This window comes from Bradyrhizobium algeriense, from assembly GCF_003062295.1.
GTDB lineage: Bacteria > Pseudomonadota > Alphaproteobacteria > Rhizobiales > Xanthobacteraceae > Bradyrhizobium > Bradyrhizobium algeriense.
The window spans coordinates 105,861-127,881 of sequence record NZ_PYCN01000011.1 but is presented as its reverse complement, the minus strand read 5'-3'; the positions used below and the strand labels follow the sequence as shown (position 1 = coordinate 127,881).

Annotated in this window: 25 protein-coding genes; 11 read left to right on the top strand and 14 right to left on the bottom strand. The window is 62.6% G+C overall.

The features are described 5' to 3' along the window. Positions 1 to 24 precede the first annotated feature (24 nt). Complete coding sequence (locus tag C7G61_RS21835; RefSeq protein WP_108518215.1) at positions 25 to 1,035, top strand: alpha/beta fold hydrolase; 1,011 nt, start codon at positions 25 to 27, stop codon at positions 1,033 to 1,035. Between the two features lie 84 nt (positions 1,036 to 1,119). Then, positions 1,120 to 1,374: a GCG_CRPN prefix-to-repeats domain-containing protein gene (locus tag C7G61_RS46125; RefSeq protein WP_108518213.1), complete on the top strand. Its 255-nt coding sequence runs from the start codon at positions 1,120 to 1,122 to the stop codon at positions 1,372 to 1,374. 195 nt (positions 1,375 to 1,569) lie between these two features. Here C7G61_RS46125 and C7G61_RS21825 read toward each other — a convergent pair whose 3' ends face one another. Both C7G61_RS21825 and C7G61_RS21820 read right to left on the bottom strand, forming a co-directional pair. Continuing rightward, on the bottom strand, positions 1,570 to 1,911 hold the full coding sequence (locus tag C7G61_RS21825) for a twin-arginine translocation signal domain-containing protein (protein WP_108518211.1): 342 nt from the start codon (positions 1,909 to 1,911) through the stop codon (positions 1,570 to 1,572). 241 nt (positions 1,912 to 2,152) lie between these two features. Continuing rightward, complete coding sequence (locus C7G61_RS21820; RefSeq protein WP_108518209.1) at positions 2,153 to 2,467, bottom strand: hypothetical protein; 315 nt, start codon at positions 2,465 to 2,467, stop codon at positions 2,153 to 2,155. 122 nt (positions 2,468 to 2,589) lie between these two features. Between C7G61_RS21820 and C7G61_RS21815 the strand changes: the two genes are divergently transcribed. Further along, positions 2,590 to 3,837: a glycerophosphodiester phosphodiesterase family protein gene (locus C7G61_RS21815; protein WP_108518409.1), complete on the top strand. Its 1,248-nt coding sequence runs from the start codon at positions 2,590 to 2,592 to the stop codon at positions 3,835 to 3,837. Between the two features lie 85 nt (positions 3,838 to 3,922). On the opposite strand, the gene C7G61_RS21810 is transcribed toward C7G61_RS21815, so the two are convergent. Next, positions 3,923 to 5,017, bottom strand: coding sequence for a LuxR C-terminal-related transcriptional regulator (locus tag C7G61_RS21810; RefSeq protein WP_190241912.1), 1,095 nt, complete (start codon positions 5,015 to 5,017; stop codon positions 3,923 to 3,925). A 226-nt stretch (positions 5,018 to 5,243) separates the two neighbouring features. Between C7G61_RS21810 and C7G61_RS21805 the strand changes: the two genes are divergently transcribed. Together C7G61_RS21805 and C7G61_RS21800 are read left to right on the top strand one after the other, a co-directional pair. Beyond that, positions 5,244 to 5,906: a PEPxxWA-CTERM sorting domain-containing protein gene (locus C7G61_RS21805; protein WP_108518205.1), complete on the top strand. Its 663-nt coding sequence runs from the start codon at positions 5,244 to 5,246 to the stop codon at positions 5,904 to 5,906. A gap of 111 nt (positions 5,907 to 6,017) precedes the next feature. Then, positions 6,018 to 6,608 (top strand): PEPxxWA-CTERM sorting domain-containing protein, encoded by a 591-nt coding sequence (locus tag C7G61_RS21800; protein WP_108518203.1) that lies wholly within the window; start codon positions 6,018 to 6,020, stop codon positions 6,606 to 6,608. Between the two features lie 132 nt (positions 6,609 to 6,740). On the opposite strand, the gene C7G61_RS21795 is transcribed toward C7G61_RS21800, so the two are convergent. The 5 genes from C7G61_RS21795 to C7G61_RS21775 form a co-directional block, all read right to left on the bottom strand. After that, positions 6,741 to 7,088 carry a hypothetical protein gene (locus C7G61_RS21795; RefSeq protein WP_108518201.1) on the bottom strand — a complete coding sequence of 116 codons (348 nt, stop codon included), beginning with the start codon at positions 7,086 to 7,088 and terminating at the stop codon, positions 6,741 to 6,743. A 142-nt stretch (positions 7,089 to 7,230) separates the two neighbouring features. Continuing rightward, positions 7,231 to 8,220 carry a Bug family tripartite tricarboxylate transporter substrate binding protein gene (locus C7G61_RS21790; RefSeq protein WP_108518199.1) on the bottom strand — a complete coding sequence of 330 codons (990 nt, stop codon included), beginning with the start codon at positions 8,218 to 8,220 and terminating at the stop codon, positions 7,231 to 7,233. 213 nt (positions 8,221 to 8,433) lie between these two features. After that, entirely contained in the window at positions 8,434 to 9,240 is an 807-nt protein-coding gene (locus tag C7G61_RS21785) for a hypothetical protein (RefSeq protein WP_244608402.1), read from the bottom strand. A gap of 307 nt (positions 9,241 to 9,547) precedes the next feature. Next, positions 9,548 to 10,810 (bottom strand): cell division protein FtsZ, encoded by a 1,263-nt coding sequence (gene ftsZ / locus C7G61_RS21780; protein ID WP_244608401.1) that lies wholly within the window; start codon positions 10,808 to 10,810, stop codon positions 9,548 to 9,550. Positions 10,811 to 10,861: 51 nt separating this feature from the next. Beyond that, on the bottom strand, positions 10,862 to 11,359 hold the full coding sequence (locus C7G61_RS21775) for a hypothetical protein (RefSeq protein ID WP_108518193.1): 498 nt from the start codon (positions 11,357 to 11,359) through the stop codon (positions 10,862 to 10,864). A gap of 243 nt (positions 11,360 to 11,602) precedes the next feature. On the opposite strand from C7G61_RS21775, the gene C7G61_RS21770 reads away from it, so the two are divergent. The 3 genes from C7G61_RS21770 (at position 11,603) to C7G61_RS21760 (ending at position 13,031) form a co-directional block, all read left to right on the top strand. Then, positions 11,603 to 11,812, top strand: a complete 210-nt coding sequence (locus C7G61_RS21770; RefSeq protein WP_145963664.1) for a hypothetical protein — start codon at positions 11,603 to 11,605, stop codon at positions 11,810 to 11,812. A gap of 189 nt (positions 11,813 to 12,001) precedes the next feature. Further along, the gene (locus C7G61_RS21765; RefSeq protein WP_108518189.1) at positions 12,002 to 12,352 is read left to right on the top strand and encodes a cupin domain-containing protein; all 351 of its coding nucleotides are present in this window, start codon (positions 12,002 to 12,004) and stop codon (positions 12,350 to 12,352) included. Positions 12,353 to 12,569: 217 nt separating this feature from the next. After that, positions 12,570 to 13,031, top strand: a complete 462-nt coding sequence (locus C7G61_RS21760; RefSeq protein ID WP_108518187.1) for a VOC family protein — start codon at positions 12,570 to 12,572, stop codon at positions 13,029 to 13,031. A gap of 346 nt (positions 13,032 to 13,377) precedes the next feature. On the opposite strand, the gene C7G61_RS43995 is transcribed toward C7G61_RS21760, so the two are convergent. Both C7G61_RS43995 and C7G61_RS21750 read right to left on the bottom strand, forming a co-directional pair. After that, a complete protein-coding gene (locus C7G61_RS43995; RefSeq protein WP_145963663.1) occupies positions 13,378 to 13,890 on the bottom strand; it encodes a hypothetical protein in 513 nt (170 codons plus the stop codon). A gap of 25 nt (positions 13,891 to 13,915) precedes the next feature. Next, on the bottom strand, positions 13,916 to 15,448 hold the full coding sequence (locus C7G61_RS21750) for an acyl-CoA carboxylase subunit beta (RefSeq protein WP_108518183.1): 1,533 nt from the start codon (positions 15,446 to 15,448) through the stop codon (positions 13,916 to 13,918). A 133-nt stretch (positions 15,449 to 15,581) separates the two neighbouring features. Between C7G61_RS21750 and C7G61_RS21745 the strand changes: the two genes are divergently transcribed. From C7G61_RS21745 to C7G61_RS21735, 3 genes are all read left to right on the top strand, one after another. Beyond that, positions 15,582 to 15,989, top strand: a complete 408-nt coding sequence (locus C7G61_RS21745) for a DUF4260 domain-containing protein (RefSeq protein ID WP_108518181.1) — start codon at positions 15,582 to 15,584, stop codon at positions 15,987 to 15,989. A gap of 72 nt (positions 15,990 to 16,061) precedes the next feature. Beyond that, positions 16,062 to 17,063: a dienelactone hydrolase family protein gene (locus tag C7G61_RS21740; protein ID WP_420836780.1), complete on the top strand. Its 1,002-nt coding sequence runs from the start codon at positions 16,062 to 16,064 to the stop codon at positions 17,061 to 17,063. A gap of 88 nt (positions 17,064 to 17,151) precedes the next feature. Then, positions 17,152 to 17,655, top strand: a complete 504-nt coding sequence (locus C7G61_RS21735) for a hypothetical protein (RefSeq protein ID WP_244608400.1) — start codon at positions 17,152 to 17,154, stop codon at positions 17,653 to 17,655. Between the two features lie 39 nt (positions 17,656 to 17,694). On the opposite strand, the gene C7G61_RS21730 is transcribed toward C7G61_RS21735, so the two are convergent. From C7G61_RS21730 to fliK, 4 genes are all read right to left on the bottom strand, one after another. Beyond that, positions 17,695 to 19,071, bottom strand: a complete 1,377-nt coding sequence (locus C7G61_RS21730; RefSeq protein ID WP_190241911.1) for a serine hydrolase — start codon at positions 19,069 to 19,071, stop codon at positions 17,695 to 17,697. Between the two features lie 76 nt (positions 19,072 to 19,147). Further along, the gene (gene blaOXA, locus C7G61_RS21725) at positions 19,148 to 20,014 is read right to left on the bottom strand and encodes a class D beta-lactamase (protein WP_420836779.1); all 867 of its coding nucleotides are present in this window, start codon (positions 20,012 to 20,014) and stop codon (positions 19,148 to 19,150) included. A gap of 88 nt (positions 20,015 to 20,102) precedes the next feature. Beyond that, the gene (locus C7G61_RS21720) at positions 20,103 to 20,369 is read right to left on the bottom strand and encodes an EscU/YscU/HrcU family type III secretion system export apparatus switch protein (RefSeq protein WP_108518173.1); all 267 of its coding nucleotides are present in this window, start codon (positions 20,367 to 20,369) and stop codon (positions 20,103 to 20,105) included. Further along, positions 20,366 to 21,952: a flagellar hook-length control protein FliK gene (gene fliK / locus C7G61_RS21715; RefSeq protein WP_108518171.1), complete on the bottom strand. Its 1,587-nt coding sequence runs from the start codon at positions 21,950 to 21,952 to the stop codon at positions 20,366 to 20,368. Before fliK ends, C7G61_RS21720 begins: the two co-directional genes overlap by 4 nt. Between the last annotated feature and the right edge of the window lie 69 nt (positions 21,953 to 22,021).

Here is a 22,021-nt window from a genome sequence, read left to right as displayed (position 1 = left end):
GCATCCCAAACGATGGAGCCTGCGATGCGACGCGCGATCATTATCTGCTTTTCTCTTATCGTGGGCGGCCTCTCCTGCGCGCGGGCAGCCGAACCCGCGACGCGCGAGCCCTACGGCATCGGGCTCGAAGGTTTTTCCTATCCCTACCCCGTCCACCTGCTGCCGCTGGTGAACGACGGCGAACAGGTGCGGATGGCCTATATGGACGTAGCTCCCGGGCAGCCGAACGGCCGCACCGTGGTGCTGCTGCATGGCCGCAATTTCCCATCGAGCTATTGGGCGCCGGTGATCAAGACGCTGAGCGATGCCGGCTATCGCGTGGTCGTGCCGGACCAGATCGGCTTCGGCAAATCCTCCAAGCCGCAAGGCGATCTGCATTTCGATACGCTGGCGCGCAACACGATCGCGCTGCTCGATCATCTCAACATCGCCAAGGCCGATATCGTGGCGCATTCGCTCGGCGGCATGCTGGGCGTGCGGATCGCGCGCGCCTGGCCCGACCGGATCGCGCATCTGGTGCTGACCGCTCCCATCGGCCTGGAGGATTATCGGCACTACGTGCCGCCGACGCCGACCGAGAAGATCCTGGAGAACGAGGACAAACTCACCGCGGACGGCTATCGCAAGCAGCTCGAGACCAATTACGCGCTAAAGCTGCCGCCCGAACAGGTCACACCGTTCATCGACGCGCGTTTCAACATCAAGGGCAGCGCCGAATATCCGCGCTGGCTGCGCGCCTTTGTCAGCTCGGCGCAGATGATCTACCGCGAGCCCGTCGTGCACGAGATCCCGCTGATCACGCAGCCGACGCTGTTCGTGATGGGCGCCGACGATCACAACGCGCCGGGACGCGCGAATGCGCCGGAAGCGCTGCGCGCGAAAATGGGGCAGAACGCCGAGCTCGCCAAAGCGCTCGCCGCCAGGATGGCCAAGGGCCGGGCCGAGGTGGTGGCGAATACCGGCCATCTGGTATTTCTGGAGGCACCGGCCAGATACAGCGAACTGGTGCTCGGATTTCTAGCCGTCGCCCCATGACAAATCACGACATTCATGTTCCATTCAGGTGTTCGTGACTAGGTTCCGACCGTGCCGCCTCGCGGCCAAGAACGGGAGAAAACATTGAAGTACCTTTTCGCAGCAGTTTTGGCCTTGGGCACCGTTGCCAGCTTCAGCGCGGCGGAAGCCGCAGGCGGATGCGGCCCCGGCTGGCATCGTGGCCCCTATGGCGGCTGCCAACCCAATCGGCGGGCCGTTGTGGTTCGTCCAGGCCCGGTCGTAGTGGTGCGGCCCGCAGCTCCGGTCGTCGTGGTGCGGCCCGGCCGCGGTTGCCCCTACGGCACCGTGTGGCGGTATGGACGCTGCCGCGCTTACTGACATTCCCCAAGTATGACAAAAGCCCCGCTCGCGCGGGGCTTTTTTTATTCCTTGCAAGCCCGTCCCGATAGAATCGGAACGGGCCTTCAATTTTTGATTTGACGCGTTTTCTTGACGCGAACCGGTCTCCACCCACGGATCAAGTCCGAGGGCATGCTTCGCGGGAAAACGCTCTGAACAATCCCTGACGGCGACTTACCAGTAGTAACGACGACGGCGCCAGTAGCGGCGGCGCCAACGACGGCGGCGATGCCAGCCCCAATACCTGCGACGCCAGCGGCGGCGGCGCCAGCCCCAGTGCCGGCGGCCCCAGCCGCGATGACGGCCGCGGCCACGGCCCCAGCGCACTTCTTCGGGTGTGAGGCGATCGACCTCCTCGCCCGACGTGACGGCGGGTTGGGCATCAGGATTGACGGGCAGTTTGGCGTCGTCAGCGAGCGGCGCCGGCATCAGCGGCGCGGCCTGCGCGCTCGCTGCAAGCGCGACACCGCCCGCGGCAATTCCAAAGGCGAGTTTCAGAAAGTGGCGGCGTTCCATCACATCTCCTCCTCCGTCTGCTGGGTGCGAAGAAGAGAGTTTCAAGCTGCCTAGATGAACGCGCGGTGAACTGCGCGTTCAGCATTGCCGCGAACGAAGCCGATCCGGAATTATTTTCGTGGCGCTGCTACTCGCAGCGGAACATTTGTCGCCGCTGCAGCATTTTTGCATCGCGCGCGCGTGTGATCCGGCTTCGCTCTGCGAGCTACGCCGGACAAGCTTCGCGGGAACGACTACCGTCTTACGCCACGCGCTCCTCGGCAAGCACCAGCATATCCCGCGTGCGCGTCACGTCCGGCCAGTCGCGGTTGAAATCGGCGATCAAGCGCTTCATCTCCGGCCCCTCGATCGCGCGGTCGAGCGCAGTCTTGTCGGGGAATTGGTACATCGCCTGGTGCAGCGATGGATCGGTGACGCTCCAGTAGCGCCATGCCTTCACGGCCCCGAACGATTTCATCGCATCCGGCAGATGCTCGCGCGAATACCAGGTGTCGAACGCCTGGCGCTTGGCCGGATCGGTCACGGTGGCGCGGACGACGAAAAAGGCTGCGGGCATTGGATTTCCTCCCGGGCATTGTTTTTGTTCGGCGCATGGGACACCGGTTGCCGGCCACACGCAACTGTCACATGCTCCGTGATATCAAGGCCGCGCGCAACGCGTTTTCCGAGGTGCCACCCATGCCTGCCCGCCATCGCTCCGCCCTTCTCGCAGCCCTCTGCCTGTTAGCGGCAACCGCTTCCGTCCTTGCAGACGAGATCATGCTGCCGCGCGAGCCGCAGATCGGACCGCGGCCGTTCTACCTGGTCGACAAGATGAAGGACGGGCCGCTGAAGCAACAGCTCAGCCAGTGCACCGGACCGTTTCGCAAGACCGACTTCTCCATCGGCCACCGCGGCGCGGCGCTGGAATTCCCAGAGCATACGAAAGAGTCCTATGTCGCGGCCGCCCGGATGGGCGCCGGCATCATCGAGTGCGACGTGACCTTTACCAAAGACCGCGAACTGGTCTGCCGCCATTCGCAGTGCGACCTGCACACCACGACCAACATTTTGACGGTGCCGGAGCTTGCCGCCAAATGCTCGCAAGGATTCAGCCCGGCCGATCCCGCCACCGGCAAGAAGGCCTCGGCAAAGTGCTGCACCTCTGACATCACGCTCGCCGAGTTCCGTCGGCTCACCGCGAAGATGGACGGCTTCTATCCGGATGCGAAGACGCTGGAGGAATACCAGAACGGCACGCCGCGCTGGCGCACGGATCTTTACGCCAATTCCGGCACGCTGATGACGCATGACGAGAGCATCGCGCTGATCAAAAGCCTCGGCGCCAAATTCACGCCGGAATTGAAGGCGCCGGAAGTGCCGATGCCGTTCGACGGCGACTACACGCAGGAGAAATACGCGAGCCAGATGCTGGACGCCTACAAGAAAGCCGGCATTCCCCCGGGCGACGTGTTCGCGCAAAGTTTTAATCTCGCCGACGTGCTCTATTGGGTGAAGACCGAGCCGGCGTTCGGGGCGCAGGCGGTGTATCTCGAGGACCGCTACGAGAAGCAGGGCCTCGATCCCAATAAGCCCGACACCTGGAAACCCTCGATGGCGGAGTTGAAGGCGCAAGGCGTCGCGATCCTCGGCCCGCCGATCTGGACCATGCTGACGCTGAACGACAAGCGCGAGATCGTCCCCTCCGAATACGCCAAGGCGGCGAAGGCCGCCGGCCTCGACCTGATCGGCTGGTCGCTGGAACGCGACGGCCCGCTGCACAAGGGCGGCGGCTTCTACCACAAATCGATCAAATCAGTGGTCGATCGCGACGGCGATACGCTGACGGTGCTGGACGTGCTGGCAAAGCAGGTCGGCGTGCGCGGCATGTTCTCGGACTGGCCGGCGACGACGACGTTCTACGCGAGTTGTACGGGGATAAAGTGAGGAGGCTTGGTAGGATGGGTAGAGCGCAGCGAAACCCATCAGCGTCACAGCCGTTATTGATGGGTATCGCTGCGCTCCACCCAACCTACGCGCCGCCGCTTCCTCGCCCCGGCGACAACGCCAGATGCACCAGCTCTGACTGGCGCGTCGTTCTCGTCTTCCTGAAGATGCGATGCAGGTGCGTTCGCGCCGTCGCCGGCGCAATTCCGAGCCGGGCCGCGACATCAGGCATGTCGCCGCCTTTCAGCATTTCCTCGACCAGGGCGGCTTCGGCGCGCGTCAGGCCAAACTGCTGCTGCAACACCTGATGCCGCTGGCCGGCGATATCTTCAGGATCGCTGACGAAGACGATCGCCGCCTGCTCTTGCCGCGCGATCCATTCGACGCGATGCCGCAGCGGGATCACCGTGAGCGACAGCGGCGCGCGATCCGAATCTCGCGAAATAGCGATCTCGTTGCAGCCGCCATTGTTGAAGGGATCGGCGATCGCCAGATGAAGCCGCGCGGTTTCCGACGGCTTCGTGCCGCACAGTACACCGTCGACCACTTTCAGGCCGGCGTTGAACGATTTCTTTGCCGCCTGGTTTGCGAACAGCACGCGCGCCCTGGAGTCGACCATCAGCATGCCGCGATCGAGACTGTCGAGCGCACCGTGCGAATAAGCGCGATCGAGCTCCGCGGATTGCAGGCGGTGGGTGAGCTGCACCGCGCGCTTGAGGTGCGGCGCAAGCGCATCGTAGAGCTTGATCTGCTCCGGCCCGAACGCGTTCTTGCCGGGAACGACGAACTCGAAGCGCCATTGATCCTCGACGAGAAGCGTCGCCCCCATCACCGAAAGATAGCTCTGCGGCCGCGACCACTCGTTGTAGAATTGACTGGCGCGAAGGGTTTCCTGGCGAAGCACCATGCGGTCGGTGACCGCGGTGCCGACCGGCACGCGCGTCATCCGGTCCCAGAACAGGTTGAGCGGGTGGTAATGCTGCCCGTAGCTTTGCAAGAACGAGGGATCGGTCCGCGGCGCGACCAGCCAGGGCACGGCCACCGGCGAGACCGCGCTCAGCGACGCATCCTGTGCGCCAAAGGCGTCGGCGATGGTCTGGAGGACGACGGGCCACCGGCTCGTGTCGGTCGCGGCCTCATAGATCTTTTCGATGATGACGAGCAATTCGTCCTGGTTCATCAAGCCCCCGCCCCCGCGGTAAAATGGATGAATTGAAACTGCCTTGGAGCACACCGTAATCAAGACAGTGTATCGCCGTGCCCAATAACTGCAACAGCCGGCCCTGCCGTACATCATTTGATGTAGCGACCGAACGCCACGTCAGGCACGGGCCTATGGATCGCATCACATCGATCTTCTAGCCTTTCTTGCATCGACGTATTTTGAAAGTAGGAGATTTCGGTAAATGAAAATGTTCAAGAATTACTTGCTCGCCTCGATGATACTGTTGGGCAGCATGCCGGCAGCCCGCGCAGACGTTTTGACGAACGGCAGCTTTGAGGGAACCAGTTCACCCTGGGTAGCGACAAACGGCATCATCGTATCGTCGCTCGGATCCGGGAACGCTACCGACGGATCATCGGTTGCGCAGATCTCACTGAACAGCTTTTTCGGTTCGGCAAGCGGCACGCTTTCGCAATCCTTCACCTTAGCCAGCGCCGGCCTGTTCAACTACGCGTTTCAGGCCGGGCGCTCCGAGTCCACCAACACGTCTAACGACGTCGCCCTCACATTCGCAATGAGCATCGACGGGGTGATCCTGGCTTCCGATCTTCCCATCTTCGATTCATCGAGCGGCGGATCGCCGGCATCGACAAAGCTGCTCAGCAGCTATACGGGCAACACGCTGTTGTCGGCGGGCAGCCACGAAATCACTTTCGCATTCTCGCGCGGCGACACGGGATTCGGCCGGGGTCCGTTCTTCGTGCTCGATGGGGTGGGCTTGACCGCGCAGGTCGGCGCCGTGCCCGAACCCTCGACCTGGGCCATGATGCTGCTCGGCTTCGCCGGCATCGGCTACGGCGTCTATCGCCGCAAGAAAGCCGCGCCGGCAGCCCTCACCGCCTGATCCAGATGAATGCAAAAGGCCACCCTCGGTCGCGCTGATTTCCCGAGCGACCGACAAACTCTGGCGTTTACTCAAATCACTTTAAGACTTTCATTGAGGAGAGACTGAAAAATGCTTTCAATCAAGACCTGTGCCGCCGCTATTCTCTTCGCAGCGGTGGGAATGTGTTCTGCCTCGGCGGAGACTGTTAATTTAAATTATTCCCTCGACAACAGCTTTCTTACTTCATTTTACACTGCTGACCTTGGCTTTAGTCTACCTAGTGGTTTTACAAACGCGAAGCTCACCATTACCACGTTCAACGCTGACGATCGCGCCATCCTGCAGCTCAATGGCACCACAGTAGGCAACACCGGCATTTTTGGCGCGGGTCCTGGGTCTTTCGTTTTCACGGGCGGCGGCGCGAATGATCCGTTTCTATTCACGTCAGGGAATGGCCTGCCCCATGATGACGTGACAAGCGGCTTCCTCGTCGGTCAGAACACACTGTCCTTTATTATAAACGATACCGGCACAGGAATTTCCGGCAGCCTAACGTCATCAACCGGCCCGACCGAGATTGAGTTCGATGCCATCCTCACCTATTCCGTAACCTCGGCTGTTCCAGAACCCTCGACCTGGGCGATGATGCTGCTCGGCTTCGCCGGCATCGGCTACGGCGTCTATCGTAGCAAGAAAGCCGCGCCTGCCCTCGCGGCCTGACCGACATGAATGCGAGGGCGACAAAAGCTTTGTAGGGTGGGTTAGCGCAGTGTAACCCACCAAAGTCTCGACGCGCGGTCGGGTCGGCCGGTGGGTTACGGCTTCGCCTAACCCACCCTACTCGTTCGAACGTCAACTCAGTTTCATGGGGCTATCACCGACCACCCGGAGATCGATCCGGCTGATCAGATCCGAACGGAGCGCCTCGGCGGCGCTGATGGCGTCGCTGGTCTGCCGCAGCGTGCTGACATTCGATCCGAGCGAGACGATTCCACCCAGCACCGCGGCGATCGACCCTAGGGCAACGACCTGGCTGGAGCCGAACAGGCCGAGCATCATCACGAGCAGCAAGGCTGCGCCGCCGGCGATGGCCGTCTTGGAAAACAGAATGATCTTTCGGCACCGCTCCGAGACTTCGGCAAGCTCCTCGAGCCGCTCCTCGATGAGCGAAATCTCGTCGGTCGGGTCGTCCTCAGCCATCACATTCAAGATCGGGCACCAATGTATCGTTTCGTAGGGTGGGTTAGCGCAGCGTAACCCACCGAAGTCTCGACACGTGGTCAGTTCGGCCGGTGGGTTACGGCTTCGCCTAACCCACCCTACCCGCTGATCGGCTTTCGCGCTAGGCGGGCTCCAGGCCGAGCGCCTGTGCGCTCTCGATCCAGGCCGGCAATTCGCGCTGATACAGCGCATTGCTTTCCTTGAAGCCGAGCGCCGGATCCAGCGCGAAAGTGGCGAGAACTTCCTTCACCTTCGGATCGCCATTGGCCGCCACGCACAGTTCCGACAGCCGTTCGACGATCGGTTGCGGCACGGCCTTCGGCACCGCCCATCCGGTGAAGCCGCTCAGGGTGAAGAACTTCGATGTCGCGCCTTGTTCGGGCAGGGTCTTGACATCAGGGATCGCGGCGACCTTCCTCGAACTCACCGCGAACACAACGCCTTTATCGCCTTGCAGGACGGTTTGGGCTGCCGTGTAGCTGCCCATCGCGACATCGAGCGTGCCGTCCAGCAGCCCCGTCCACATCGGCGCTTCGCCCCGGTAGTGGATCGGTTCGATCTTGAGACCATACTGCTTGTTGAGTTCGTTGATGGTCATGTGCGGCGCCGAGCCCGCGCTATAGGTGCCGAAGTTCACCTGGCCCTTCTTGCGCGCGAAAGCGACGAAATCGTCCAGCGATTTGACGCCGGACGCCAAGCTCGCAACCAGGAGCAGCCCGGCGCCCGGAATGATGCTGACGAGCGTCAGGTCTCTATCCATGTCGTAGCCGGGATTCTTCATCATAACCCGGTTCATCATATAGGTGGCCGAGATGGAGCACAGGATGGTGTGACCGTCCGGCGCCGCGCGCGCGACGTCCGCCGCGCCGATCGAGCCGGAGGCGCCCGCCTTGTTTTCGTTGATGACGTTCTGCCCCACCTGCCTGGAGATGAAATCGCCGAAGGCGCGCGCCAGCAGATCGGTCTGCCCGCCCGCCGGGTAGCTGCAGACCATCCGGATATTCCGCGACGGCCACGCGGCTTGCGCCGAGGCGCTGCGCGCGAGCAAAGGCATCGCGGCGGCCGCCGTACCGGCAGCGATGAAGTGACGGCGATTGATTCTCACTGACATTGATTCCTCCCTGATTTTTCAGGGAGCGTAGCGCATCGTCCGGCTACCGCCACACGCCAAGGCCGGGACAGATTGGCGCACTTACCGAAATTCGCGTTAGGCGCGCCAACCCAATGAATGGCATTTGCGACTGGCATATTCCGAGCGCTGGAAAATAACGCGACTAGCGACAGAGGCGACGCCGTCTTCGGCGGACGGCGGCGCCTATGAAAACTACTGTTGTCGGGACTGCAACTGCACTGGCGCCCGCGCTTGCGCTCTGGCTTGCTTCGGCGGAAGCGTCGACACGGGCTTACTCGACGCAAGCTTACGCGCAGGGTTGGCAACCGGCAGTGGCGGATTGGCTGATGTCGCCGCTGATGTCGCGGCAGATGCCGGCACTGATGTCCTGAGCCGCAGATTCTGCTCGGAGGCGCTGGAGATCGCGCGCGCCATTTGCTCCTGGTGTTCCTGGCTCGCCTTGAGCTGTTCGGCAGTCCTGGCATTTTCGCGGGCCAATGCTTCCTGGGCGGCCTTGAGCTGCCCGATCTCCTGCTGCACGCTTGCGAGATCACGCGCCATCGTTTGGAGCGACTGCGTCACCTCGGGTGGGATCGCGGCGGGTGCCGCGTCTTGCGGCGCGGTCTGAGCCGGAGGTGACAATTGCGAAATTGCCGCGTCCGCCGCAGCCACCTGAACAGGCGGCGGGCTCTGCTGGGCGGCGAGCTCCGGTGTTGCCGAGGGCAACGACGAAGCCAGTTGCGGCGCCCACCGCGAGATCATCTGCCTGGCCGTCTCGCCATAGGACTGCGAAACGAAAGCGGCAAAACAGATGCCCGCTGTCAGCAGCAGGCCGATGAAGCCGCGCAGCGCCGGCCTGCCACGCGACGGCCGACGAAGCTTGTTCACGGCCTGCTTCCGCGCAGCGTCGTCCTCGATCCTGGAAATCTGTTCATTGATACGCGCGAGTTGCTCATCCGCGCTGGCGATCTGCTCATAAGCATGTGCGAGCCGTTCATCGGCGCGCGCGACCAGCTCCAAGTCTTGTGTAGACAGTCCTTGTGTAGACAGTCCTTGCGTGGACAGTCCTTGCGTGGACAGTCCTTGCGTGGACAATCCCGGACTAACATCGCCCGGACTGACATTGCGAGAATCGGTTTGCTTGGTGTTCGCCGAGGACTCCATGGGCGCCTCCTCCCAGTTTTGCCGTCAACTGAACGGGCGATCGTCGGATTGTGGACACTCCCTACCGCCGTTTTGACCAAAGCAAGGCTGGAGGATGGAAAGTATAGGGCAACAGCCCTTCAGGAACCGCCTGGGAGAAGACCAGGGCCCGCGGCAGCACCGCTCAGTTCGCCTTGCGGCTCAGGAAGGCCGGGATATCGAGAACCTTTTCCTCGACCGGGTTGCGTACGGGCGCGGCGCGGCCGAACGGATCGAGGCGCTGCGGCGCCATCGGTCGCGCATGTTCCGCGACCGGCCTTGCCGGTCGCACTTCGGGGTGGCGGGCCGCCACCGGGAGCATCGACGGATTCTCAAATCGCGGTGGCGATACACTGCGCTCGATCCGCTCTGCGGTTCGGCGCCTGTCGTTGCTCAGCCGGCTGGCGAGGTCCGTCAGTGAGCTTTCCGCCGGCTGGCGCTCGCGCGCCGCGCCGAGATTATCGATGCCGGTCGCCACCACCGAGACGCGGACGACGCCGTCGAGGCTGGCATCGAAGGTGGCGCCGACGATGATGTTGGCGTCCGGATCGGCCTCGTCGCGGATGCGGGTGGCGGCCTCGTCAACCTCGAACAGCGTCAGGTCCCTGCCACCGGTGATGGAGACGATCAGGCCGCTGGCGCGCTTGATCGAGGGATCCTCGATCAACGGATTGGAAATCGCGGCCACCGCGGCGTTGAGCACGCGCTTGTCGCCGGAGGCCTCGCCCCTGCCCATCATGGCCTTGCCCTTCTCGCGCATGACCGAGAGAACGTCGGCAAAATCGAGATTGATCAGGCCTTCCTTGACGATGAGGTCGCTGATGCAGGCTACGCCCGAATAAAGCACTTGATCGGCCATGGCGAAGGCGTCCGAAAATGTGGTCTTCTCGTTGGCGACCCGGAACAGGTTCTGGTTCGGGATGATCAAGAGGGTGTCCACTTCCTTCAGCAGCTCCGTGATGCCGGCTTCGGCATAACGCATGCGGCGCTGGCCTTCGAACTGAAATGGCTTGGTGACGACACCGATGGTGAGGATGCCGAGTTCGCGCGCGGTCCTGGCGATAATGGGGGCGGCACCCGTGCCGGTGCCGCCGCCCATGCCGGCGGTGACGAACACCATGTGCGCGCCGTTCAATTGCTCGCGGACCACCTCGACGGCCTCTTCCGCTGCCGCGCGCCCGATGTCGGGCTGCGCGCCGGCGCCAAGACCGCCGGTCACCTGCCTGCCCATCTGGATGAGGCGCCCGGCCTTCGAACTGGTGAGCGCCTGGGCATCGGTATTGGCGACGATGAAGTCGACGCCTTCGAGCCCGGCCTCGATCATGTTGTTGACGGCATTGCCACCGGCGCCGCCGACCCCGCATACAATAATGCGCGCCTTCAACTCGCGGATATCAGTGCTAGACATTATTGCCCCACGATTGCTCCGCGACGCTGCGGAATGAGAAGACTGGGATAGCTATCCACGTGCCGCCTTGCGGTCTGATTCCACCAGGGTCGCGGCGAGCTGCCCCAGCCGGCGTTCCGTCTTGTCGATCGAGCTGTCAGTTCGGGCACGGGCCCGCAGGACTGCCACCTCCCCCTCAAGCCGCGCAGCCGCCTCTCGGGCGGCCGTGGTCTCGGCAGCCGCCTGCAGCAGCTCGGTCACCAGGCGTTCCGCGCGCTCGCGTTCGCGCTCGAAATCAGCGCGGTGACCGGCGGCCATTGCTTCGAGGTGCACGATGTCGGCCTGCAGTGCCACGATCTTGGCCGTCAGCTGGGCGACGGCGCCTGCCTGGCGACGGCCCGGCGGCTGTGGCGTGTGCCTTATTTCGGCGAGATCAACGCTCACCAGCGCCTTGCCGTCGTCCGACAGCGAGCGCGGCAGCCGGAGCCGCCTGGCAAGCGAACGGGCGGCCACGGGCGAGATGTTCAGGCGGGCGCCGAGGGCGTCATAGGTCAGAGTCTCAACGGACATCGGCTGTTCTCCCCGAACGAACCGGGCGGTAATCCGCTAGTGGTAACAGGCAATGACCGCAGGCTAGGCCGGCATGGTTAACAGAGGGTTAACGGATCGGGCGGCGCGCCGCCGATGCGGGCCCTGCCGCGGCAGCCGTGACCATCTGGCCTCGCTCGCGGGCGACGATTGAGCGCGTCGAAAGCTGGCGCGGGATCAACAGGTTGCGGTATATTTGGGGATAGCGGCTGAGGCGCGATGCCCATGGACGACGAACAACTCGCTGACCTGCACAGATTCCTTGCCGAGTACCATCGAAGGCTCGCCAAGGACGCCGTGCTCGACGTCGTGCAGCAATATCACTCCGATCTCGCGCAGCGACTCGCGGACGAGGCCGCGCTGATACCGAGGCGAACGGCGATCGCGCAGCGCCTTCGGGACGGCGAGCAGCAGAAGAAGAACAATCTGGAGTGAACGGCGGCGGCAGTCTCAGCTTCGTAGGATGGGTTTCGCGAAGCGAAACCCATCAACACCGGCGTATGACGCCGATGGGTTTCGCTTCGCTCTACCCATCCTGCACACTGCCCATTTCGTGAAGGCCAGCGCAAGGCTATCATCGCGCATCACCACGCGTTGGGGGCGGATGATCCGAGGGAGGCCATCATGAACCAGCCGCAGCCAGTCAAGGACGCCAGTCCGCTGTACGAAGTCGAGCGTCGCGCCGAGCACGCCGCGCGCCCCGGCTTTCGCATTACGGAGTTGCAGCTCTCCGCAACCCAGAAGGTGCCGTGGCACACCCACACCAATGTGTCAGATACTTTTTACGTCCTGGAAGGCTACATGCGGCTGTTCCTACAGGATCCGAAAGAAGAAGTGAATTTGCAGCCCGGCGAAGTCTATGTCGTCAAACCTGCGCGACCGCATCTGGTGACCAACGGCGGCACGACGTCGCTCACCTTCCTGGTTCTGCAAGGGGTCGGCGAATACGATTTCGTTCCGCTGGTGTCGCGCTAGGCCGAGCCTTCATGATGTTGAGAGATGCTCAGCGCGAGTTCCTATTGCTCCGAGCATGAATATAACGCGGAACCCGTTAGCGCGAGCGCCCGCAGACCCACTGTCGCGGCAATGAGATTGTCACACTTTCTACAAACAACCGCGTGAAAATTCAAAGGACCAAGGGGAATGTTGGGTCGTTCTGCTGCAGGCGTCATCCAAACCACAGGAGACCGCGATGGCAACTAAAGTAAAACCCGTTCCTGAAGGATATCACACCCTCACGCCTTATCTCGTCGTCGACGGCGCGGAAAGGATCGTCCAGTTCATGAAGAACGCATTCGGCGCACAATTCGTGTTCGAGCCGATGATGCGGCCCGACGGCAAGATCATGCACGCGGAGCTCAAGATCGGCGATTCCGTCGTGATGATTGCCGATGCTTCCGAGCGCGCAAAGGCCACTTCGGCCATGCTGCACGTCTACGTGCCCAATGTGGATGCGGTTTACCAGATGGCGCTGAAGGCCGGCGGCACGTCGGTGATGGAGCCTTCGGACATGTTCTACGGCGACCGCAGCGGCGGCGTGACGGACCCGGCCGGCAATCACTGGCACATCGGCACCCACGTCGAGGACGTTTCGCCCGCTGAGCTCAAGAAGCGCGCGACGGAATTCATGAAGCAGCAAAACAAGGCGGCCTAGCGCCTCTCGCTGTAGAACAATGCGGGCCGGGTTAGCGCGTCCGCCGAAGCTCGGGAAGAGCGAAGGCGGAAGCGTGTAGCCCGCCCGACAACACGCCGCTGCACCAGCCGCATATCGACATTTTGGTGGGTTACGCCTTCCGCCTTCGCTCTTCGAGCTACGGCGGATAGGTCGGCTAACCCACCCTGCGCGCTTGGCCTGCGGTGATGAAAAAACTTGTCACTCATGTCGGAACGCGAGCCCTTCGGCCGTCCTTCGCTTGAACCAGGACATGGAGATGCCGAATGGCCGATCTTAATCACTGCGACCGTCTGACTCAGTAGGACTACCCGCCCTACGCGCTGCCTTACTTCAGGCCTCGCCTCTTCCTGATTTGCTGTCGCATAGAGATTAAGCTGATTATGCCCGAAATACCGATCGAGAGCCAGATTACCGCAAAGATTTGTGAGGCAAACCAAACTGTGTCCTTCGACTCCCATGCATTTCGAAAGTTCGGCTCCAAAAAAACCAACGAAGAGAGAGATGCAACCGTCATCGCCTGCATAAATAGGAACTTTCCGGATAGAGCCTCTTTCGTAAAACCAACTTCTTCGAGCAGAGTGAATCCGAACGCTAACGCGCTACCACTAATAATGGTGAAGCGCGCCTGTGGTTTCATGGGCATAACTAGCGAACAGGCAATTAATGCTCCCAACAGGACAGTTGAGTAAGTAAATCTTAAAATCCGTAGCCATTGGCCAGACAAATGCGATCGAAGCCAATCGTATATGTAGTTGGCTGCTACATTGGCAATTACGGCTACCAAAATGGTGGAGAACCACCACTCCGGCTTTTGAATGACACTGATTATATCGGCCAATTACCGCCCCTGCTACTACGCCCCATCACAACGGCAAATTGTCGTGCTTCTTCGCCGGCATTTCGACCTTCTTATCCCTGAGCATCGCCAGCGCCCTCGCGATCCGCTTCCGCGTCGAATGCGGCATGATGACGTCGTCGATATAGCCGCGTTCGGCCGCGATGAAGGGGGACAGGAAGCGGTCTTCGTATTCCTTGGTGCGTTTGGCGATCGCATCGGGATCGTTCATGTCGGCACGGAAGATAATCTCCACAGCGCCCTTGGCGCCCATCACGGCGATCTGGGCGGTCGGCCAGGCGTAGTTCATGTCGGCGCCGATTTCCTTGGACGCCATCACGTCGAACGCGCCGCCATAGGCTTTTCGGGTGATGATAGTGACGAGCGGCACGGTGCATTGCGAGTAGGCGAACAGCAGTTTCGCGCCGTGCTTGATCAGGCCGCCATACTCCTGCGCGGTGCCCGGCAGGAAGCCCGGCACGTCGACGAACGTCACTATCGGGATGTTGAAGGCGTCGCAGAAGCGGACAAAGCGCGCGGCCTTCCGTGAGGCGTCAGAGTCGAGCACGCCCGCCAGCACCATCGGCTGGTTGGCGACGAAGCCGACGGTGCGGCCGGCGATGCGGCCGAAGCCGGTGACGATGTTCCGGGCAAAGGTTTCCGAGATTTCGAAGAAGTCGCCCTCATCCACGACCTTCTGGATCAACTCCTTCATGTCATAGGGCTTGTTCGGATTGTCGGGGATCAGCGTATCCAGCGACATGTCCACGCGCTCGATATCGTCAAAGCTCGGCCATTCCGGCACGCCGTCGGTGTTGTTGGATGGCAGGAAATCGATCAACCGGCGCATCTGCAGCAGCGTCTCGACGTCGTTCTCGAACGCGCCATCGGCGATCGAGGAGCGCGTGGCGTGCACCGAGGCGCCGCCGAGTTCTTCGGCCGTGACCACCTCGTTGGTGACGGTCTTCACCACGTCGGGCCCGGTGACGAACATGTAAGAGGTGTTCTTCACCATGAAGATGAAGTCGGTCATGGCCGGCGAGTAGACGTCGCCGCCGGCGCAGGGGCCCATGATGACCGAGATCTGCGGGATCACGCCCGAGGCAATGACGTTGCGGCGGAACACGTAGGAATAGCCCGCGAGCGCCGCCACGCCCTCCTGGATGCGCGCGCCGCCGGCGTCGTAGAGGCCGATGATCGGCGCCCTCGCCTTCATCGCCATGTCCTGAAGCTTTGTGATCTTCAGCGCGTGGGTTTCCGACAGCGAGCCGCCGAACACGGTAAAATCCTTGGCGAAGACAAAGGTCTTGCGGCCATTGACGGTGCCCCAGCCGGTGACGACGCCGTCGCCCGGCACTTTGCTCTTCTCCATGCCGAATTCGGTCGAGCGGTGCTCGACAAACATGTCGAATTCCTCGAACGAGCCCTTGTCGAGCAGCAGTTCGATGCGCTCCCGCGCGGTCAATTTTCCGCGGGCGTGCTGCGCCTCGATCCGCTTTTCGCCGCCGCCGAGCTTGGCGCCGGCGCGCCGTTCTTCGAGGGTGTCCAGGATGTCCTTCATGCTGCTCCCGCCCGCCTTTGGTGCCGATTTAAGGGCCTTCTAACACGGCATTTTCCGATCCGGAAACACCCTTCCAGCCTCTGGTACCGCCGCCCGGCGAACCCTATATCCGCATCCTGATCAGGGGAACGGAATGACCGATACTGCTAGCGCCGACACCTCAGGCGCCGTCACCGGGGGCGTGCGCACGGTGCTCCGGCTGGAGGGATTAGCGCTCTTTATCGGCATGACGCTGCTTTATTATATCTGGGACGGCGACTGGTGGGTTTATGCCATCCTGTTCTTCGCGCCGGACCTCAGCTTTGCGGCCTACCTGTCGGGACCGCGTTTTGGCGCCCTCATCTACAACACCGTGCACAGCTACCTCGCGCCTGTCGCGATCATGACGACCGGATTTGCCACCGCCTCGCCGCTCATTCTCTCGATCGCCATGATCTGGCTGGCCCATATCGGCTTCGACCGCGCGCTCGGCTACGGCCTGAAATATGCCAGCGGTTTTGGCTTCACCCATATGGGGCGGATCGGGAAGCTTGCGAATTGACAGCCGATTGACCGCTTGATGTAGTCCCACCCAAAGCTGCCCACAGGACAGCAATAAAATTTGGGGGGATTGATGCTGATGGATTGGCGCGTCGCGGCTGCGGCTGCGATTTTCTGCACGGGACTGTTGTTCACCTGCATCGAAACCTCGGCGCAATCGATGCCGAAGGACGTCGCGGCACGCACCGAAATCTACGCAATTCCGTCGCTGACGATTTCCGACCAGCAATTCCTCATCGGCGACGCCAACGGCAAGCAGGTCACGGTTGCCGGCCAATTCCGCATCGCGCAAGGCAGCGGAAAACTCCCCGTCGTGGTGCTGATGCACGGCTCGAGCGGCGTCGGCGCCGGCATGGATCCGTGGGTGCGACACTTCAATGCGATGGGGATTTCCACCTTCGTCATCGACGGGTTCAGTGGCCGTGGCCTGACGGCGGTCGGCCCCAATCAGGCCCTGCTCGGCCGGCTCAATTTCATCGTCGACATCTACCGCTCGATGGAGATCCTCGCCAGGCATCCGCGCGTCGACCCTGAAAGGATCGTACTGATGGGATTTTCGCGCGGCGGACAAGCCGCGCTCTACGCCAGCCTCGAACGCTTCCACAAGCTTTGGAACAAGTCCGGCGCGCAGTTTGCCGCCTACATTCCGTTCTATCCGGATTGCTCGACCAGCTATACCGCCGACACCGAGACGGTCGCGCGTCCGATCCGGATCTACCATGGCACGCCCGACGACTATAACCCGGTCGCAAGCTGCAAGGGTTATCTCGCCCGCCTGCAGGAAGCCAAACGCGATGCGGTGCTGACGGAATATCCGGATTCCGCACATGGCTTCGATGCCGGCCTGCTCGGCCTCAGCACGGTCGCCGTTTCGACCAACGCCCAGTCGGCACGCAATTGCCGCCTCAGGGAGGGCGAAGGCGGCGTTCTGGTGAACGACGATACCAAGGCGCCCTTCACCTACCAGGACGCCTGCATCGAACTCAATCCGCATGTCGGCGGCAATCCGGCGACCGCCCAGGAAGCGCGCAAAGCGGTGAGCGAATTCCTGCAGGCGCTGTTGAAGCTGGGGTAGCGGCGGCGTGATGGAACCCGCCCCACAAGTCAGGCGGCGGTGAACCAATGAACTCGTTTGCAGTTCTGGCGTTGATGGCCATACCGAAATGGAGGCCATCAAGATGTCTGGATCCAGTTTTACCCAAAAGGCGCTGCTGTTTACGGTGTTATGCCTGCCCTTAGGCGCAGCCGTGGCCGCACCTGTCTCGCCTTTCGTCGCCATGGCAGGTACGTGGTCCGGCGGCGGTGTTCTCAGCACTAGCGACGGACAACAAGAGCAATTGCGCTGCCGCGCGACATACAACGTCGCCGGAAGCGGCGAGCAGCTTCGGCTCAATCTGAGGTGCGCCAGCCCAAGCTATAATTTCGATCTCGCAAGCGACGTTGAATACCGTGGCGGCGCGATCTCGGGTTCATGGAGCGAAGCGAGCCGCAACGCATCCGGTACCCTTTCTGGACGCGCGTCCGGCGATCACGTCCAGGCTGCAGCAAGAGGCGACAGCTTCTCGGCCAGCCTGTCGTTGACGACGCGTGGCGGACGCCAGACGGTGTCCATCCAGCCTCAGGGCACCAACATCACGTCCGTCTCGCTCGCGCTGAGCCGGCGTTAGCGATATCGGCGAGGCGATCCGGCGCACGGCGATCCAGCCTTACGGCAGCCGCTCGCCCGGCATGTCCTTGCCGTTCTGATGCAGCGTCAGCGACGGCGCCACGCCGCCTTCCGGCCGGGCAAAGCTGACCTGCGCATCGACCACGCGATAGAAAAACTCGGCCTCGCTCTCGGCGAAGACCTCGAACTCGCGCTGTGCCGTCGCCTGAATGTACAGCCGTCCGCCGTCGGGGCGCACCGTCAGGATGAAGGTCGGCGTCACCTCATAACGGCCGGCATAGCTTGCGAGAATTTGCGGATCGACCGGCACCTGTCGGCGCAGCCTGGGAAGCGCGTAAGCGGCATTGATGAAATGCATGCCCGCACGCGTATTGGCCGAGTAGTCGGCGGCATTGGACAGCAGGATGCGGGCACGCCTGCTCTTCGTCGAAAATCCGACAAAGGATGCGTAGCCGCCAGTGCCGCCATCCTTCCAGACGATCTCATCATTGTGAAGGGTCGAGATAAACCAGCCTTGCCCGACCAATGGCGTACCCTGGCCGGTCGGCCGGCGCTCGGCGAAGGTCATCTCCATGGCAGCCGCCAGCGGCGTGCGCCGGTTACCCAAGCTCACGTCCAGAAACGTAAAGAGATCGCTCGCCGTCGAGCGGAGCGCACCGGCGCCCGCCAATGTCGGAATGTCCCAGTTTGCCACCGGCGCGAGGCTGGCGTCGTGACCACGCGCCAGGCGTTCCTTCATGGAAGGCGACAGTGCAATGCGGGTGCTGTCCATTCCGAGCGGTGCGCAAATGCGCGAGACGACGAGTTCCTCGTAACTCGAGCCCGCACGCAAGGCCAGCGCATGGCCCAACAGGCCGAAGCCGAGATTCGCGTATTCATAATGCGTTCCGGGCGCAAACGATAATTTGTAACCGGCTAGAAAATCGTAGAGCTGCCCGACCGTGTAGTCCGCATAAGGATTGTTCTTGTCAGCCGGCTTGAAGTTGGAGGGCAAGCGCGGCAGGCCCGACGTATAGGTCGCAAGATCGAGCAGCGTGATGGGTTTGCCATCGAACTCGGGCACGTGCACGTCGCGCGGCAGAAATTTGGCCACGGGATCGCCGGGCGAGACTTCACCACGCACCACCATGTCGGCAAACAGCAACGCGGTGAACACCTTGGTGATCGAACCGATCTCGAAAACCGTATCGGCGTCCAGTGGCCGATTATTTTCAGAACCGGACTGCCCATGCGCGAAAATGCTGCGCCGGTCGCCATCAAGAAGGCCCGCGACAAGCCCCAGGCTTTCGCGCCCGACATCCACGCGCTCCCTGAGAACGGCTGCGACGCTCTCTTCCGACGACGCCTGTGCCCAGGCGCGGGCGGGCCCAAGCGAAAGCGCCAACCCTCCCAGCACGACCGAGCGGCGAGACAACATGCAGAGCCCCATAGCGGCGAGTGACGCCAGTCCGGCGTACTCCTGCGTGCCAGTAAAGTCTGCGTGGATCGGTTCGTCAAATCGCCACGATGTCGGCGAGGCATTGCTGCACCACCGTCATGCGCGCCGCGATGTGACTCTGCTCCTTGCAATCCATGTTCATCGCGAACACGGTGGTGGAAGCGCCCTTCTCGACCCAGCCGACCATCCAGCCCAATGACGGTTTGCCTTGCTCGGCGCCCAGAAGGCCGCTCTTGGCGCGGATGGTGGCGTCGCCGACCTTCGTCACCGTGAGGATATCGCGTGTCAGTTCCTGGCTGCGCTTGGACACCGGCAGCACGCCGCGCCGCAGCCGGTCGACGAAGTCGATCTGCTGAATGGGATCAATGCGAAGGTTTCCGGTGAGCCAGAACTGGTCGATGCCACCGCCGATGTCGCGGTTACCATAGTCGAACAGGTCGAGATATTTCTGCATGCGCTCGGCCCCGACGCGGCGGGCGATTTCCTGATAGACCGGCACCGCCGACACCGCGATCGCAGAGCGTAGCGTGTGGTCCTTGTTCCAGGGCTCGATGCTGCGCGTCACGCCGTCCCACTTGAAGACGTCCTTGTCAGGGTCCTCGACCACGCCGGTCTCCAGCGCGATGATCGAATTCGGAATCTTGAAGGTCGAAGCCGGCAGCCTGCCCTCGCCCGAGCGCACCTTGTCGCTGGCGATGATCAGGTAGTCGTCCACCTTGTAGGCGACGAAGGTTCCTGTCGTTCCGAGGTCGAAAAACCGCTTGGCCAGATCGTCGCGAAACTCGCTGCGCTGGTAGGAGACATTGGCGAAACTGCGGGACGGAAGAATGCTCGCGGCGGTGAGAAGGCCGAGCGCATGACGACGATTGATCACGATGGTATCCGAGCTTGGTTGAGGAGGCAGAAACGATGCAAATGGCATCGTGGTAAAACAATGACAAGCGGGCCTTTAGTTTGATCCGTGTTCCCGGCGCAAGGAGGCCGTCCGCTCGCGCGAAAAGCTCTCGCAATCAGCGGATCCGCCCCGACAGCCGCAGCACGAAGACCAGCACTTCGGCGACGGCCTTGTAGAGATCCGGCGGAATTTCGTCACCGATTTCGACATGGGACAAGGCGCCCGCGAGCACCTCGTTCTCCTCGATCGGGATGTCATGTTCGCGGGCGAGTTCGATGATCTTCGCGCCGATGACGCCCTTGCCCTTGGCGACGACGCGCGGGGCGCCGGTCTTGTCATAGTGCAGCGCGACCGCGAGCTTGCTTTTGGTCTCGACGCTCATAGCGCGCGGTCCAGAAAATGCCCGGCACGGGCGGCTTGCGCGGGCTGCGGCGGCGCGCCGTCGCGGATCACGATGTCGCCGGGCGTAAGTTCGGCCCGGCTCAGCGCCTGGCTCAGGTCGGATGCGCCGGCGCGCAATTGCTCTGCAGTCGCGAGCCGTTCCGCCCAGATCCGCACCGAGGTCTTCTCGCCGGTGAGCGATATCAGCGCGTGAACGGGGCCGGCCGGCTCGACGTCGAGCGAAAAGCGCGCCCGCCACACCCGCTTGGCGGCCTCGACTTCCTCGCTGCCGCCATCGCGGGAAATCTCGAACTGCGCCATCGCCGTGCCCTGCGGCGTCGCGAACGGAATTTCGAAATTCCAGCGCGGCGCATTCATGTCGGCCTTCGGCGCCGAAGTGTCGATACGATCAGGCAAGGACGCCACCTGCAGCAGGGTTTGCCGCGCGATGGCGGCATCGGTGTCATCGAGCAGGTGATGCGCGGTTGCCTCTAGCGGCGCATGCGGCGCAAGCGTCGGCGATGCAATTGGCTGCGCGGCCGGAAGCGCGCCGCGGACGGGTGGCGGCGGCGTGTTGGTGTGGAAGGCCACGTCGCTGCCTCGAACGTCTTTCGGCGTGGCGGCTATCCGCGCCGGGGTGCCAAGCTCCTGCAGCGCTTCCTGCAGCAGGTTCAAGGTCGCACCGGCCGAAGGTCCGGCGTCGAACGCCGCCGCAAGCGGATTGCGGGCGGCCTGGCCGGCCAGCGCGAGGTTTTCGGCGACCACCAACCGTGCCTGCGGCAGCAGGATTTCCGGCATATCGACGGTGGGCGACGAAGACGGTGCAAGGCTCGCGGCGGCGGCCTGCGGCGGCGCGGCTTGTTGCGCCCCGGCCGGTGTCGCCGGCGTTGCGTTACTACCAAGCGCCGACTGCAGGGTCTGGCGAAGCACAATCAGCGCGGCCTTGAGATCGGGAACGCCGCTCGGGGGAACTGAACCCGCCGCCAGCGACGCCTCGAGGAAGATTCCAGACTTTTGGAACGCGGTCTTGATGTCGCCGCCGTCGAGGTTCTGGTCGAGGCTGGTCTGTTGCGCCAGCACCTGCGCAATCGCCGCCTGCAATTTTAGCGGCAGGTTGCTGGAAGAAACCGCCGCGCCGAGATTGGCAAACAGCGGCGCCAGGCTGTCCTGTTCGGTGACCGCGGCTTGCGCGGCTGTGGAGACGGCTATGCGCTCCAGCGGCGTCAGCACGTTCTTCGGTGACACGATGGCCGGCCGATTGACTGCGGCATCGGCCAGCGCATCGGGTGACAAGGTAACGGCGTCGGCCGCGGCATCGCCGCCCTGCCCCAGCAATGCGAGGCGGATGCCGCCATCCTTGGTCTGCATGACCGCAAGCTGCAGGTTCTGGCCCTGCTGCAACGGAATTTCCGAGGCCACGTCGATCGAGAGGCTGGCGATCGCAATCCGCACCAGATCGGCGGACAACACCTTCAGGACCTGCGCGTTGACCACGCTTCCCGGCTGCAGCACAAGCTCGGGCGCAATGCCGCCAGCCTCTTGGGCGGATAGCACCGGGAGAACGGGATTGATTGATATCGCCATGTTTTGAGGTCTCGGCCAGACTGGAGACTAACCCGGCGTCGTAAACCTCTCGTTAATACTCTGCCCGCT

What these genes read in the sequence shown, in the direction of transcription:
- C7G61_RS21820 (WP_108518209.1), bottom strand. Translation starts at nt 2,467, where the DNA reads ATGCCCGCAGCCTTTTTCGTCGTCCGCGCCACCGTGACCGATCCGGCC.
- C7G61_RS21790 (WP_108518199.1), bottom strand. Translation starts at nt 8,220, where the DNA reads ATGTCAGTGAGAATCAATCGCCGTCACTTCATCGCTGCCGGTACGGCG.
- C7G61_RS21735 (WP_244608400.1), top strand. Translation starts at nt 17,152, where the DNA reads ATGGAGGCCATCAAGATGTCTGGATCCAGTTTTACCCAAAAGGCGCTG.
- blaOXA (WP_420836779.1), bottom strand. Translation starts at nt 20,014, where the DNA reads ATGCCATTTGCATCGTTTCTGCCTCCTCAACCAAGCTCGGATACCATC.
- C7G61_RS21795 (WP_108518201.1), bottom strand. Translation starts at nt 7,088, where the DNA reads ATGGCTGAGGACGACCCGACCGACGAGATTTCGCTCATCGAGGAGCGG.
- C7G61_RS21730 (WP_190241911.1), bottom strand. Translation starts at nt 19,071, where the DNA reads ATGTTGTCTCGCCGCTCGGTCGTGCTGGGAGGGTTGGCGCTTTCGCTT.
- C7G61_RS21835 (WP_108518215.1), top strand. Translation starts at nt 25, where the DNA reads ATGCGACGCGCGATCATTATCTGCTTTTCTCTTATCGTGGGCGGCCTC.
- C7G61_RS21800 (WP_108518203.1), top strand. Translation starts at nt 6,018, where the DNA reads ATGCTTTCAATCAAGACCTGTGCCGCCGCTATTCTCTTCGCAGCGGTG.
- C7G61_RS21745 (WP_108518181.1), top strand. Translation starts at nt 15,582, where the DNA reads ATGACCGATACTGCTAGCGCCGACACCTCAGGCGCCGTCACCGGGGGC.
- C7G61_RS21765 (WP_108518189.1), top strand. Translation starts at nt 12,002, where the DNA reads ATGAACCAGCCGCAGCCAGTCAAGGACGCCAGTCCGCTGTACGAAGTC.
- fliK (WP_108518171.1), bottom strand. Translation starts at nt 21,952, where the DNA reads ATGGCGATATCAATCAATCCCGTTCTCCCGGTGCTATCCGCCCAAGAG.
- C7G61_RS21760 (WP_108518187.1), top strand. Translation starts at nt 12,570, where the DNA reads ATGGCAACTAAAGTAAAACCCGTTCCTGAAGGATATCACACCCTCACG.
- C7G61_RS21740 (WP_420836780.1), top strand. Translation starts at nt 16,062, where the DNA reads ATGCTGATGGATTGGCGCGTCGCGGCTGCGGCTGCGATTTTCTGCACG.
- C7G61_RS21810 (WP_190241912.1), bottom strand. Translation starts at nt 5,017, where the DNA reads ATGAACCAGGACGAATTGCTCGTCATCATCGAAAAGATCTATGAGGCC.
- ftsZ (WP_244608401.1), bottom strand. Translation starts at nt 10,810, where the DNA reads ATGTCTAGCACTGATATCCGCGAGTTGAAGGCGCGCATTATTGTATGC.
- C7G61_RS21815 (WP_108518409.1), top strand. Translation starts at nt 2,590, where the DNA reads ATGCCTGCCCGCCATCGCTCCGCCCTTCTCGCAGCCCTCTGCCTGTTA.
- C7G61_RS21775 (WP_108518193.1), bottom strand. Translation starts at nt 11,359, where the DNA reads ATGTCCGTTGAGACTCTGACCTATGACGCCCTCGGCGCCCGCCTGAAC.
- C7G61_RS21805 (WP_108518205.1), top strand. Translation starts at nt 5,244, where the DNA reads ATGAAAATGTTCAAGAATTACTTGCTCGCCTCGATGATACTGTTGGGC.
- C7G61_RS21825 (WP_108518211.1), bottom strand. Translation starts at nt 1,911, where the DNA reads ATGGAACGCCGCCACTTTCTGAAACTCGCCTTTGGAATTGCCGCGGGC.
- C7G61_RS21770 (WP_145963664.1), top strand. Translation starts at nt 11,603, where the DNA reads ATGGACGACGAACAACTCGCTGACCTGCACAGATTCCTTGCCGAGTAC.
- C7G61_RS21750 (WP_108518183.1), bottom strand. Translation starts at nt 15,448, where the DNA reads ATGAAGGACATCCTGGACACCCTCGAAGAACGGCGCGCCGGCGCCAAG.
- C7G61_RS21720 (WP_108518173.1), bottom strand. Translation starts at nt 20,369, where the DNA reads ATGAGCGTCGAGACCAAAAGCAAGCTCGCGGTCGCGCTGCACTATGAC.